The sequence below is a fragment of the Novosphingobium marinum genome (assembly GCF_013408095.1).
In the GTDB taxonomy this organism is placed as follows: Bacteria; Pseudomonadota; Alphaproteobacteria; order Sphingomonadales; family Sphingomonadaceae; genus Novosphingobium; species Novosphingobium marinum.
Map to the genome: position 1 here is coordinate 63,830 of NZ_JACBZF010000002.1, position 13,182 is coordinate 77,011.

At 63.1% G+C, this 13,182-nt stretch carries 13 protein-coding genes; 11 read left to right on the top strand and 2 right to left on the bottom strand.

Going from position 1 to position 13,182, the window contains the following annotated elements:
* Positions 1-15 precede the first annotated feature (15 nt).
* The 5 genes from pheT to FHS75_RS04955 all read left to right on the top strand — a co-directional run bounded on the left by pheT (position 16) and on the right by FHS75_RS04955 (position 6,604).
* Positions 16-2,430, top strand: a complete 2,415-nt coding sequence (gene pheT / locus FHS75_RS04935) for a phenylalanine--tRNA ligase subunit beta (RefSeq protein WP_179406638.1) — start codon at positions 16-18, stop codon at positions 2,428-2,430.
* Between the two features lie 52 nt (positions 2,431-2,482).
* Positions 2,483-4,006 carry a peptide chain release factor 3 gene (locus FHS75_RS04940; RefSeq protein WP_179406639.1) on the top strand — a complete coding sequence of 508 codons (1,524 nt, stop codon included), beginning with the start codon at positions 2,483-2,485 and terminating at the stop codon, positions 4,004-4,006.
* Between the two features lie 57 nt (positions 4,007-4,063).
* The gene (locus tag FHS75_RS04945) at positions 4,064-4,768 is read left to right on the top strand and encodes an endonuclease/exonuclease/phosphatase family protein (protein ID WP_179406640.1); all 705 of its coding nucleotides are present in this window, start codon (positions 4,064-4,066) and stop codon (positions 4,766-4,768) included.
* A 148-nt stretch (positions 4,769-4,916) separates the two neighbouring features.
* On the top strand, positions 4,917-5,255 hold the full coding sequence (locus FHS75_RS04950; RefSeq protein ID WP_179406641.1) for a P-II family nitrogen regulator: 339 nt from the start codon (positions 4,917-4,919) through the stop codon (positions 5,253-5,255).
* A gap of 17 nt (positions 5,256-5,272) precedes the next feature.
* On the top strand, positions 5,273-6,604 hold the full coding sequence (locus FHS75_RS04955; protein WP_179406642.1) for an ammonium transporter: 1,332 nt from the start codon (positions 5,273-5,275) through the stop codon (positions 6,602-6,604).
* A gap of 161 nt (positions 6,605-6,765) precedes the next feature.
* Here FHS75_RS04955 and FHS75_RS04960 read toward each other — a convergent pair whose 3' ends face one another.
* On the bottom strand, positions 6,766-7,197 hold the full coding sequence (locus FHS75_RS04960; RefSeq protein WP_179406643.1) for a protein tyrosine phosphatase family protein: 432 nt from the start codon (positions 7,195-7,197) through the stop codon (positions 6,766-6,768).
* A gap of 266 nt (positions 7,198-7,463) precedes the next feature.
* Between FHS75_RS04960 and FHS75_RS18070 the strand changes: the two genes are divergently transcribed.
* From FHS75_RS18070 to queC, 6 genes are all read left to right on the top strand, one after another.
* Complete coding sequence (locus FHS75_RS18070) at positions 7,464-8,189, top strand: cold-shock protein (protein WP_179406644.1); 726 nt, start codon at positions 7,464-7,466, stop codon at positions 8,187-8,189.
* 149 nt (positions 8,190-8,338) lie between these two features.
* Complete coding sequence (locus FHS75_RS04970; protein WP_179406645.1) at positions 8,339-9,529, top strand: aspartate aminotransferase family protein; 1,191 nt, start codon at positions 8,339-8,341, stop codon at positions 9,527-9,529.
* Complete coding sequence (gene argF, locus FHS75_RS04975; protein ID WP_179407373.1) at positions 9,526-10,452, top strand: ornithine carbamoyltransferase; 927 nt, start codon at positions 9,526-9,528, stop codon at positions 10,450-10,452. The genes FHS75_RS04970 and argF overlap by 4 nt, the downstream gene beginning before the upstream one ends.
* Positions 10,449-11,357, top strand: coding sequence for an Hsp33 family molecular chaperone HslO (gene hslO, locus FHS75_RS04980; RefSeq protein ID WP_373285038.1), 909 nt, complete (start codon positions 10,449-10,451; stop codon positions 11,355-11,357). The genes argF and hslO overlap by 4 nt, the downstream gene beginning before the upstream one ends.
* 43 nt (positions 11,358-11,400) lie before the next feature.
* Complete coding sequence (locus tag FHS75_RS04985) at positions 11,401-11,808, top strand: DUF3617 domain-containing protein (RefSeq protein WP_229735653.1); 408 nt, start codon at positions 11,401-11,403, stop codon at positions 11,806-11,808.
* On the top strand, positions 11,805-12,545 hold the full coding sequence (gene queC / locus FHS75_RS04990; RefSeq protein ID WP_179406646.1) for a 7-cyano-7-deazaguanine synthase QueC: 741 nt from the start codon (positions 11,805-11,807) through the stop codon (positions 12,543-12,545). Before FHS75_RS04985 ends, queC begins: the two co-directional genes overlap by 4 nt.
* Positions 12,546-12,551: 6 nt before the next feature.
* Here the strand turns inward: queC and FHS75_RS04995 are convergent, their stop codons facing one another.
* Positions 12,552-13,016 carry a superoxide dismutase family protein gene (locus FHS75_RS04995; protein ID WP_229735652.1) on the bottom strand — a complete coding sequence of 155 codons (465 nt, stop codon included), beginning with the start codon at positions 13,014-13,016 and terminating at the stop codon, positions 12,552-12,554.
* Positions 13,017-13,182 lie beyond the last annotated feature (166 nt).

The following is a 13,182-nucleotide window of genomic DNA, read 5'->3' on the forward strand; positions in this document are numbered from 1 at the left end:
GCGGGAGGGGAAATCATGAAATTCTCGCTAGCCTGGCTCAGGGACCACCTCGAGACGACAGCCTCTGTCGAGGAGATTGCCGATACGCTCAATGCCATCGGCATCGAGGTCGAAGCGATAGAGGACCCGGCGCAGAAGCTTGCGGGCTTTCGCGTCGCGAAGGTTCTGACCGCCGAACCGCACCCCGATGCCGACAAGCTTCATGTCCTTTCGGTCGATGCCGGCGACGGGCAGCCGCTTCAGGTCGTCTGCGGCGCGCCGAACGCACGTGCCGGCATGCTCGGCGTTCTCGGCCTTCCCGGCGCGGTCGTTCCCGCGAACGGGATGGAACTGCGCAAGTCGTCGATCCGGGGTGTCGAATCGAACGGCATGATGTGCTCGGTGCGCGAACTCGAGCTGGGCGAAGAGCACGATGGCATCATCGAATTGCCCGAAGATGCTCCCGTCGGCTCGAGCTTTGCCGATTATCGAGGCAGCGAACCGGTGCTCGACGTCGCGATCACCCCGAACCGGCCCGATTGCATGGGCGTCTACGGCATTGCCCGGGACCTTGCGGCGGCTGGCCTTGGCGCTCTCAAGCCGATCGTCGTCGAAAGCCAGCCGGGAACCTTCCCCTGCCCGATCGAGATCCGCACCGACGACCCGCACGGGTGCCCGGCATTCTTCGGGCGCGTCATCCGCGGCGTGAGCAATGGGCCGTCGCCCGACTGGATGCAGGAGCGCCTTAAAAGCGCGGGTCAGAGACCGATTTCGGCGCTGGTGGACATCACCAACTACCTCATGCTCGCCTACGGTCGTCCGGCGCATGCCTATGACCTTGCCAGGCTGTCCGGCGCAATGGTCGCCCGCAAGGCCCGCGACGGGGAACAGGTGCTGGCGCTGAACGAAAAGGAATATACGCTAGATTCCTCGATGACGGTCATTGCCGACGATGAGGGTCCTCACGACATCGGCGGCATCATGGGCGGCGAGCATTCCGGCTGCGACGAGAATACCACCGATGTCCTGCTCGAGATCGCTTATTTCGATCCGGAAAAAATCGCGTCGACGGGCCGCAAGCTCAATCTGACTTCCGACGCGCGCCAGCGGTTCGAGCGCGGGGTCGATCCCGCATTCCTGGAGACGGGCATCGACCTCCTGACGCAGCTTATTCGCACGATCTGCGGGGGCGAGGTATCCGAACTCGTCCGCGCAGGCGCCCCGCCCAGCCAGCCTCGAATCGTGCATTATCGGCCCGTCATGGCCGAAACGCTTGGCGGGATTGCGGTGCCGGAGGTCGAGCAGAAGCGTATCCTCGGCATTCTCGGCTTCGAAGCGGTTGGAGAAACGGCGGAACTGGAGCAGGCCTGGGCCGTGACGGTTCCCGGATGGCGCCCCGATATCGACGGCGCCGCCGACATCGTCGAGGAAGTGATCCGTATCCACGGACTGGACAAGGTAGAAAGCGTCGCTCTTCCGCGTGCCGATGGCGTCGCGCTACCGACCGCGACGCCGCAGCAGAAGCTGGAGCGCCGCGTGCGCCGTGCGGCTGCCGCGCGGGGCATGCACGAGGCGGTGACGTGGTCGTTCCTCCCGGAAAGCGAAGCAACGGCGTTCGCGGACGAACAGAACGCGCTCTGGATTCTGGCCAACCCGATCAGCGAGGACATGAAAGCGATGCGCCCCTCGCTCGTGCCCGGCCTGCTCTCGGCGGCGAGACGAAACCTCGACCGCGGTGCAAACGGGCTTCGCCTGTTCGAGGTGGGCCGCCGCTACTTGCGTGGCGAAGAGGGTGCGAGCGACGAGAGGCCGACGCTGGCAGTCGTGCTCGCCGGGGAAAGGCAGGCACGAGGCTGGGCGACGGGCAAGGCGGTCGCTTACGACGCGTTCGACGCCAAGGCCGAGGCGCTCGCGATTCTCGGCGAGGCGGGCGCGCCTGTCGCCAACCTCCAGGTAATGGGCGAGGCCGGGCCGCAGTTTCACCCCGGCCAGTCGGCGACACTCCGCCTTGGGCCGAAGAACGTACTTGCCCGTTTCGGCATGCTGCACCCGACGATGCTGCGCGCTTTCGACATCGAAGTGCCCGTGGCGGTCGCGGAGATCTACCTCGATTCGATTCCGGCGAAGAAGGGCCGCGAGACGTTCGCGCGTGCGCCCTACGCGCCGTCGTCGCTCCAGTCGGTGACGCGCGACTTCGCTTTCCTCGTGCCGCGTGACCTCCCGGCCGGCGATCTCCTGAAGGCGGTGCGCGGCGCCGACAAGGCGAATATCGTCTCGGTTCGCCTGTTCGACGATTTCCGCGGCGCCGGGGTCCCCGACGACGGGAAGTCGCTGGCGGTCGAAGTCACGCTTCAGCCAGGCGAGGCCAGCTATCGCGACGAAGACCTGAAGGCGATTGCCGGACGGATCACGGCGGCGGCCGGCAAGCTTGGCGCGACGCTGCGCGGCTGACCCGCGAACGTCGACCGTTGCGGGCCGCGCCTTGCGACCCTAAGGGCCGCGGATGTCTTCAGAACGCCGAACTTTCGCGATCATCTCGCACCCGGACGCGGGCAAGACCACGCTGACCGAGAAACTGCTGCTGCAAGGCGGTGCGATCCACCTTGCGGGCGAGGTAAAGGCGCGCGGGCAGGCGCGGCGCGCGCGTTCCGACTGGATGAAGATCGAGCAGCAACGCGGAATCTCGGTAACCAGCTCGGTGATGACCTTCGAGCGCGGTGGCATCACCTTCAACCTGCTCGACACGCCCGGGCACGAAGACTTCTCCGAGGATACCTACCGGACGCTTACCGCGGTCGATTCGGCGGTGATGGTGATCGATGCGGCGAAGGGGATCGAGCCTCAGACCCGAAAGCTGTTCGAAGTGTGCCGAATGCGATCGGTGCCGATCATAACCTTCGTCAACAAGGTCGATCGCGAGGGACGGCCCGGTTTCGACCTGCTCGACGAAGTGGCCGATGCGCTCGCGCTCGACGTCGTGCCGATGAGCTGGCCGGTCGGCATGGGCGGCCTGTTCGAAGGAGTGCTCGATTTCGCTACCGGAGCGGTGAGCCGTCCCGAGGGCGGGAGCCGCGAGTTCCTCGGCAAGGTCGACGAAAACCCCGAGATACCGGGGGAATTCGCAGAGGAAATGGAGCTGGCGCAGGCTGGCTATCCCGAATTCGACGTCGAGGCCTATCGCGGCGGGGACATGACGCCAGTCTACTTCGGCTCGGCGCTCAAGAACTTCGGAGTGGTCGAACTGATCGACGCGCTGACGCGGTTCGCCCCGCCACCCCGCCCGCAGCCGGCGGACGGCGGCGAAATCCAGCCGGGCCGTGACGAGGTCAGCGGATTCATCTTCAAGGTCCAGGCCAACATGGACCCGCAGCATCGCGACCGCATCGCCTTCATGCGGCTGGTCTCGGGCACCTTTAAGCGGGGCATGAAGCTGACACCGTCAGGTCTGGGCAAGCCCATCGCCGTCCATTCGCCGATCATGTTCTTCGCGCAGGACCGCGAGATCGCCGACAGCGCCGAGCCTGGCGACATCATCGGAATCCCGAACCACGGCACGCTGCGGGTCGGGGACAGCCTGTCGGAGAAGAACGACATCCGTTTTACCGGCCTTCCGAACTTCGCCCCGGAAATCCTGCGACGAGTCGTCCTGAAGGACCCCACCAAGACCAAGCAGCTGCGCAAGGCGCTCGACGACTTGTCGGAGGAGGGCGTTATCCAGGTGTTCTACCCGGAAATCGGCGCGCAATGGATCGTCGGCGTCGTCGGGCAGCTCCAGCTCGACGTACTCGTCTCGCGGCTCGAGGCAGAGTACAAGGTCGAGGCAATGCTCGAACCCGCGCCGTTCGACACCGCCCGGTGGCTGAAAGGGCCGGACAAGTCGCTCGACGAGTTCGAAAACTTCAACAAGGGAAACCTCGCGCGCGACCGGGATGGCGACCTCGTCTTCATGGCGAGGTCGGCATGGGATGTCGGCTATCAGCAGGAGAAGAACCCCGACCTGACCTTCAGCGCGACGAAGGAGCGATGAGTCTGCGGGCTGCAGCCGGATTGCGCAACCCGGGCGTCGCGCCCTAGTTAGAAACTCGTGCAACTCACTGTCGCCAGCTACAACATCCACAAGGCCGTTGGTCTCGACCGCAGGCGCGACCCGGACCGCATCCTTACGGTCCTTCGCGAAATAGACGCGGACGTGGTGGCGCTGCAGGAAGCGGACCGGCGTTTCGGGAAGCGCGAGACGGTTCTGCCTCTTGCTGCGATATACGATCATTCACCGTACAAGCCCGTACCCCTCTCGATGCGTCCCGACAGCATCGGGTGGCACGGAAACGCTTTGCTGGTGCGGCGCAACATCGACATCCTGTCGGCGCATCGCGTGCCCTTGCCCACGCTGGAGCCGCGCGGCGCGATCCGCGCCGATCTCGCCAGCGGGGAAAGGCGCTTCCGCGTCATAGGAATGCATCTCGACCTGTCGGGCCTGCGCCGCCGTCATCAGGTTCGCAGCGTGCTCGATCATATCGGCGGATGCGAACCGGAGTGCCCGACGGTCCTCATGGGCGATCTCAACGAATGGGCGCGCCGCGGCGGATGCCTGAGGGAATTCGGGCAGGGCTGGCGCATACTGGCTCCGGGCGCCAGTTTTCCATCGCGCAGGCCGGTCGCGCACCTCGACCGCATAATTCTTTCACCGGAATGGCGTACCGTTGAAACCAAAGCCCATCACAGCGCGTTATCCGCGCAAGGGTCGGATCATCTGCCCATTCTAGCCCGCCTGATGCTGCCCAATATTTAGGCAGCTGCACAGGAATCGGGCGATCTGATGCTGCAACAGCGAAAGGCTTGTCTTGCAGATCGGCTGAATCTTACCAATCCGTAAATTGGCATATCCCTTGCTTCGTTAGTCCAGCCGGCGCTGGGCCGGTGGCTAACAGGGGATAGGCATGAAGTTCATCATCGCCATCATCAAGCCGTTCAAGCTCGACGAGGTTCGGGAAGCGCTTGGCGCGATTGGCGTTTCGGGAATGACCGTTTCCGAAGTCAAGGGGTTCGGACGGCAGAAGGGGCAAACCGAAATCTATCGCGGAGCGGAATACTCCACGAACATGCTGCCCAAGGTGAAGATCGAGGTTGCGGCGCCGGACGGCCTTGCCGCGCAAGTGGTCGAAACCATCCAGCAAACCGCCAGCACCGAAGCCATCGGCGACGGAAAGATCTTCGTGCTCGACCTTGCTTCCGCCGTGCGCATCCGCACCGGCGAGGCCGGCGACACGGCTCTGTGAGAATGGGGGGACTCCAAATGAACCGCAATTTACTCAAGTGGGGTGCGCTCGGCGTAGCCACTCTTGCGCTGGCCGAGCCGGCATTTGCCCAGCAGGGAACCGATGAAGCGGCTGCTGCCGTCGCCGTCGGAGGCGGCACTGCCTACATCCTGAACACGCTACTGTTCCTGATCGGCGGCTTCCTAGTCATGTGGATGGCCGCAGGCTTCGCCATGCTCGAGGCCGGCCTGGTCCGCGCCAAGAACACTTCGGTGCAATGCCTCAAGAACATCGGCCTCTATTCGATCGCCGGCCTGATGTTCTGGATCATCGGCTACAACATCGCCTATCCGGGCGACTTCAATGGCTTCATCGGCGGCTTCACCGGCTGGTACCCGATGCAGGAAGTCGGCGCGGCCGATACCGAAACGGGCTATTCGGTGGCATCCGACTGGTTCTTCCAGATGGTCTTCTGCGCTACTACGGCCTCGATCGTTTCGGGCACGCTGGCCGAACGCATCAAGATCGTTCCGTTCTTCATCTTCGTCACCGTCCTGACCGGCATCATCTACCCGGTCGTGGTGAGCTGGGAATGGGGCGGCGGCTTCCTTGATGCCCAGTTCGGCTTCTCCGACTTCGCCGGCTCCACGCTCGTCCACTCGACGGGTGGCTGGGCCGCGTTGATCGGTGCAATCATCCTCGGTCCCCGTCTCGGCCGTTTCGTGGATGGCAAGGTCGCCGTGTTCCCGGGCACGAACATTCCGCTCGCAACTCTTGGCACCTTCATCCTGTGGCTGGGCTGGTTCGGCTTCAACGGCGCATCGCAGCTTGCGATGGGGACCGTCGGCGACGTTTCGGACGTGTCGAAAATCTTCGTCAACACCAACATGGCGGCCTGCGCGGGCGTTGTGGTGGCGATCATCCTGACCCAGATCCGCTACGGCAAGGCTGACGTCACCATGGCGCTCAACGGAGCCCTGGCCGGCCTCGTCTCGATCACGGCCGAGCCGCTCACGCCGAATGTCGGCATGGCGGTGATCATCGGCGCGATCGGTGGTGTCATCGTGGTCTACACGGTCCCGCTGCTCGACAAGCTGAAGATCGACGACGTTGTCGGTGCGATCCCGGTCCACCTTTTCGCCGGTATCTGGGGCACGATGGCCGTGCCGCTTACCAACGGCGATGCCAACTTCCTGGGTCAGTTCGTGGGCGTTGTCGCCACGGGTGTCTGGGTCTGCGTGGCCTCCGGCATCGTCTGGCTGATCCTCAAGGCGGTGATGGGCCTGCGCCCGACCGAAGCCGAGGAACTGGCCGGCCTGGACCATTCGGAAACGGGCATCGAAGCCTATCCCGAGTTCGTCCAGACCTGACATCCACCAAGCTTGGCGGGGTGGGAATCCTCCTCTCCTCCCACCCACCCCGCCACCCGTTGTTCCTCCTGCGAACAGCAACTCGAAAGGGCCGGAGCGCAATGCTCCGGCCCCTTTTTTCGTCTGCGATGCGTCGGGACTGTGCCGGTGGCAGGCAGGCACTAGTCGTTACCGGACGACAGCATGTCGAGTAGCGGTTGCACCGGCGTCAGATCGTAACCCGCAGCTACGGCGCGCGCTTTCAGGTCATCTACGTCCGCACCGGCGCTCGCCTTGGCCAGCGACCAGAGCAGCGTCGATCGGGTGCCCGAGCGGCAATAGGCGAGTACGGGGCCTTCGGCATTGGCGAGCGCATCGGACATTGCCTTCACCTGCCAGTCGGAAAAGCCCGAATGGGTCACGGGAATGGCCACGTACTTCATTCCTGCCTCATTCGCGGCTTTCTCGATCGCTTCACCCGGCGTCTGGTCGTCGCTTTCACCATCAGGCCGGTTGTTCACGATCGTCGTGACCCCGAGCTCCCTGGCGCGCTCGATGTCCTCGACAGTGATTTGCGGACTGGCGTAGACTGATTCGGAAAGCTTTCGGAACATGGCGATACCTCCTTCATAGGGTTGCCCGAATACACTTCGGGACGATCCCTTGCGCCCTCTCGCCATTGCGAGTGAGTTCTTGCAAGCGGCAACTCTTTTCAGACAAGCATTTATGTTCGCCATCGCAAGCGAATTCGTGTAAGAACCTTGCCGCAGGATGGGGTACGGCTGCCATGCCGGGCGACCTGTCCTGACGTTCGGCCCGATTCGTCCGCGCGGCCGACGGTTAGCTTTTCTGGGGGCGAAGCGAAGGTTTATTCGAGAAGATGGGTTTTGACAGAGGGCGTCGTGGCCGGGGACGCGACAAGCGGGATGGTATCGGAGAAGAGGGTTTCGATCCTTTCTATGCCGGACAGGATCGTTTCGGAGGAAATGATCGATTCGGAGGCGACCGCGGAGGCGATCGCTTCGCCGAGGACCGCTTCGGCGGCGGCGGCGGCGGCGGCGGCGGAGCCCCGCGTGGGGGCTTTCGCGGCGGCGGCGGCGGAGGTGGGCCGCGTGGCGGAATGCCCGCACAGGTCGTCGGCCAGGGTCGTGGCACTGTAAAGTTCTTCAATACGAACAAGGGCTTCGGCTTCATCCAGCGCGACGAAGGTGGCGAGGATGTGTTCGTACACATCAGCGCCGTCGAGCGTGCCGGCCTCGAAGGCCTTGCAGAGGGCCAGGAACTGGAATTCTCGCTCGTCGATCGTGGCGGCAAGATCTCGGCAAGCGACCTTCAGGTCGTCGGCGACGTGATTCCCGTCCAGAAGCGCGAGAGCCCGCAGCGTCAGCTTACCGGCGAGAAGGCGACCGGGACGGTCAAGTTCTTCAACACGATGAAGGGCTTCGGCTTCATCACCCGCGATGACGGCCAGCCCGACGCATTCGTGCATATCTCGGCAGTCGAGCGTTCGGGTCTTTCGGGCCTCAACGAAGGCGACCGGGTCGAATTCGATATCGAAGTCGACAGGCGCGGAAAGTATTCGGCGGTGAATCTGGTTCCCTGCTGAGCTTCGGGACATGCACTTGCGTTGACCTTGTCTGCGCAAGTGCCTAAATCTCACGACCAAGGCGGCGGCCCGAATCCGGGCAAGCCGCCTTTTGTCGTTTCCCGAATCCGGGAGCGAACACTTCAAAGGTATCGTGAAAGGTCAGTGTAATGTCGATCAGCCCGCTCATGCCCGTTTATCCCCGGTGCGACGTGCGGCCCGTGCGAGGGGACAACTGTCATCTGATCGATGAGAAAGGCGAACGTTACCTGGATTTCGCCAGCGGGATCGCGGTCAACCTCCTCGGACATTCGCATCAGGGTCTGATCGGAGCCATACAGAAGCAGGCCGCCGAATTGATGCACGTGTCGAACCTGTATGGCAGTCCGCAGGGCGAGAAAATCGCGCAAAGGCTCGTCTCGCTGACCTTCGCGGATACGGTGTTCTTCACGAACTCCGGTGCCGAGGCGGTGGAGTGTGCGATCAAGACGGCCCGCGCCTACCACCAGCATGCCGGCGACGAGCAGAAGTTCGAGCTCATCACTTTCAACAATGCATTCCACGGCCGGACGATGGCGACGATCAGTGCCTCGAACCAGGACAAGATGCACAAGGGCTTCATGCCATTGCTCGCCGGTTTCCGTTATGTCGATTTCGACGATTTTGCGGGCGCTGAAGCCGCGATGGGCCCGAATACGGCGGGCTTTCTGGTGGAACCGATCCAGGGCGAAGGGGGAATTCGTTCTGCATCGGAGACTTTCCTGCAAGGTCTTCGCAAGCTGGCCGACGACAACGATCTGATGCTTGTATTCGACGAAGTCCAGTGCGGCGTCGCGCGAACCGGGTCTCTTTATGCCTACGAACAGTACGGGGTCGAGCCGGACATCATGGCCACGGCAAAGGGAATCGGCGGCGGTTTCCCGCTTGGCGCCTGCCTCGCCACCGAGAAGGCCGCTCGGGGCATGGGCCTCGGCACTCACGGTTCGACATACGGCGGCAATCCGCTTGCCATGGCGGCAGCAGGAGCGGTGCTCGATGCCGTGGCGAACGACGAGTTCCTAGCGAGCGTGCGTGCAAAAGGTGACAAACTTCGGTCCCGTCTCGAGCAGTTCATCGGCAACTATCCGGAACTGTTCGATTCGATTCGCGGGCGCGGCCTGATGATGGGTATCAAGCTGAAGACCGAGCCGCGTCCCTTCGTCGCGCACCTACGGGACAATCACGGGCTGCTTACGGTCGCGGCCGGTGACACGACCATGCGGCTGCTGCCGCCCCTGGTGATCGAGGACGAGCATATCGACGAGTTCATGGAGAAGCTTTCGGCCGGCGCTGCCAGCTACGATCCGGGAGAATCAGCCTGATGCGGCATTTCCTGAACCTCAGCGATGCGGGCGGCGATGCCATCGCGGCCATGCTCAACGACGCAATCGATCGCAAGGCGGCGCGGGCGAACCTGCCCAAGGGGGTCCCCGATCCCGATGCACCGCTTGCCGGACGCGTTCTTGCGATGATCTTCGAGAAGAACTCGACGCGGACGCGCGTGTCTTTCGACATGGCGATGCGGCAGCTGGGCGGCACATCGATCGTCATGGAATCGGCTGGAATGCAACTCGGTCGAGGAGAGACGGTGGCGGACACTGCGCAGGTCCTCGGCCGAATGGTCGATGCCATCATGATCAGGACCGACGATCACGCCAAGATCGAGGAGCTTGCCGATCGAGCGGGCGTTCCCGTCATCAACGGACTGACCGATCATTCGCATCCTTGCCAGATCGTGGCCGACCTTCTCACCCTGGTGGAGCGAGGTATCTCGCTTCCCGGGCTGCAGATGGCATGGCTCGGAGACGGCAACAACGTCGCGCATTCTATGATCGAAGCCGCCGGCCTGATGAAATTCCGCCTGAGGCTGGCCGTCCCGCCCGGCTATGAACCCGAGGGGGAGGTCGTCGAACGTGCGCGCGCAAACGGCGGTGAGGTTACTGTCCTGCACGATCCGGTCGAAGCCGCGACCGATGCGTCCGTGATTGTCACCGACTGCTGGGTTTCGATGGGGCAGTCGGGCGCGGAGGAGCGAATGAAAGCACTCGCCCCCTACCAGGTAAATGCCGAGCTGATGGGTAAGGCAAGGGCCGATGCGGTCTTCATGCACTGCTTGCCCGCGCATCGCGGTGAAGAAGTGACCGCCGACGTGATCGACGGACCGCAGTCCGCAGTATGGGACGAGGCCGAAAACCGCCTTCACGCCCAGAAGTCGGTGCTTAGGTGGGTGCTGGGCCAGCTGTGAGCGGTATCGACGAGACTGCAGTGCAGGATGACGGCTTCGATCGGGTGCTCGGTTTCACAGTGCCCGGACGCAATGCGAGGGGGAGGGCGATCAGGCTCGGGCCGGTCCTCGACACCATCCTTGCAGCCCATGCCTATCCCGACGCGATCCGCCACCTGCTAGCAGAGGCGCTCGTCATCACGGCGGTCATGGGGTCGCTGCTGAAGCATGAGAAGAGCCAGCTGACGCTACAGGCTCAGGCGCAGGGCGGTGTCGTGGACCTGATGGTGTGCGACTATCTCGACGGGGAACTGCGCGGATACGTCAGTTTCGACGAGACGAAGCTCGCGGCGGTAGGGTCCAATCCGTCGCTCTCGACGCTGTTCGGCGAAGGCTATCTGGCCTTCACTTACGATCTTGCTGCGAAGGACGAGCGTTATCAGGGGATAGTGCCTCTTGAAGGGACTTCGATGGCTGCGGCTTGCGAGAGCTACTTCGCACGATCGGAGCAATTGCCCACGCTAATGCGGGTGGCTGTCAGGACCAGGGGCGAGCGCTGTGTTGCCGGAGGCCTCCTTGTCCAGCACTATCCGGAAGGCGAGGAGGGTGGCGAGCGGCTCCATGTGAAGGAAAACGAGCTCGAGTGGGAGCACGTGGCAGTCATCGCCGGGTCGGTCCGGCACGACGAGCTGCTCGCGGGCGATCTATCGCTCGAACAGCTGGTCTGGCGGCTCTTCCACGAAGAGGACGAAGTCAGGGTGATGCCGATGGCTGCATTGTCGCGCGGCTGCAGGTGCAGCGCTGCCTACTACGAATCCATTCTGTCGAAATTTCCCGAAGCGGAACGAGCCGATATGCGCAGCGACGAGGGCGTGATAGAAGTGGACTGTGAATTCTGCGCGAAGACCTTCCCGATTTCGCTTTAGGCGATCTCCATTCCGTTCGCGTCTCGAACGACGAGGACCGGCCGTGAAACGACAATTGTTCTCTCTCGCCGTATTCATTCCGGTCGTTGCAGTCTCGCTTACCGGTGCCGCGAGCGCGCAGGGGCTTAAAGGTCTGGAAGAATTACAGAAGGGCAGGTGGGAAATCCGTATTCGCGGTGGCGCGAACGACAGCAGGTCGGTTTGCCTTGGCGATCCTTACAGGCATTTCGTCCGGATCCGCCATCCCGACCAGGCTTGCAAGACGGTGGCAACCCGGATCGACGAGAACGAGGTGACGGTTCAATACACTTGCCCGGGTAACGGCTTTGGGCGGACGAGCGTCCGGAAGGAAACCCCCCGGCTTGTCCAGATCGATGGACAGGGCGTTGCCGACGGCATCCCCTTCGTCTTCAATGCCGAGGCGCGACGTGTCGGAACGTGCAGGCCATGACCGGAGGCAAGCGCGAGGCATCGCGACAGGCGGAACGGCTTGAGCCGGGCCACGGAAAACCTGCGGTCGTGCTGCTCTCGGGGGGATTGGACTCGATGGTCTGTGCCGGCCTCGCTGTCGAGGCTGGATACTCGCTGCACGCTCTGACCATCGACTACAATCAACGCCACAGGGTCGAACTCGAAGCAGCCCGTAAAATCGCGGACATGCTTGGTGCGAGCAAGCATCTGGTCCTTCCCATCGATCTTCGGCGCTTCGGCGGGTCTGCGCTCACCGATGAGATTTCGGTTCCCAAGGGCGGGCTGTCCGACGATATCCCGGTAACGTACGTTCCCGCCCGCAACCTCATATTCCTGTCCCTGACGCTTGGATGGGCCGAAGCGACCGGCGCACAAGACATCCTCATCGGCGTAAACGCGCTGGACTATTCGGGCTATCCCGATTGTCGACCGGAATTCATCGAGGCATTCGAGGGCGTTGCCAACCTTGCGACCAAGGTCGGGACGGCCGGTCCCGGTTTCAATATTCACACGCCGTTGCAATACCTGTCGAAAGCGGAAATCGCGACGGAGGCGGAACGCCTGGGCCTTGACGTATCTGTCAGCTGGTCGTGCTACGATCCGACGACCGCCGGAGAACCCTGCGGCCTGTGTGACAGCTGCCGCTTGCGGAGAGCGGGCTTCGCGGCGGCAGGCCTGACCGATCGCCAGGACTATGCAAGCCTCATTTCGGAGTGAGGCCGCTCAGCCGACGCGGGCGAAGACGCCGCAGCCGATGCGCCCGCCGCTGTCGCCGCTGGGATCCGTCCGGTAGTCGTCAGCCCGTGCGTGGATAACGATGGCTGTGCCGTCCGTGTCGAACATCTTTTCCATGACGTCCGCGTAAGAGCCGCGGAGAGGGACGACGTAACGACCCATCCCGTTATCGGCGATGGTAAGGTTGGGCAAATCACCGAGATGAGGCCCCTGCGGATTGAGAGTCCCGTGCTTGCGCCCGAATGGATCGAGATGGCCGCCGGCGCTCGAGAAGTCGGGAGGCACGCAACGACCTGTCGTGTGAAGGTGAACGCCGTGGACTCCCGGCGGCAGATCCATGCCTTCAAGCTGGAGTTCGATCTCCCCGTCCTGGACCGCGACGACGGCATTCCCTGTAACGGAGTTTTCGGCGGACAGGATCGTTGCTGCTGCGACGACCTGTCGCGACGGCACATTCGTTCCTGCGCATCCGCCAATCATGAAGGCGGCCACAATCGCGCACCCTGTCAAAATTCGCATTGTTCGCATCCTCCCGAAAGCTGTTCTGCGAAGCTTGCACCGCTTGCGGACAAAGAAAAAGGGGCCGGATTTCTCCGACCCCCAAATCTTTCGCTCCGAA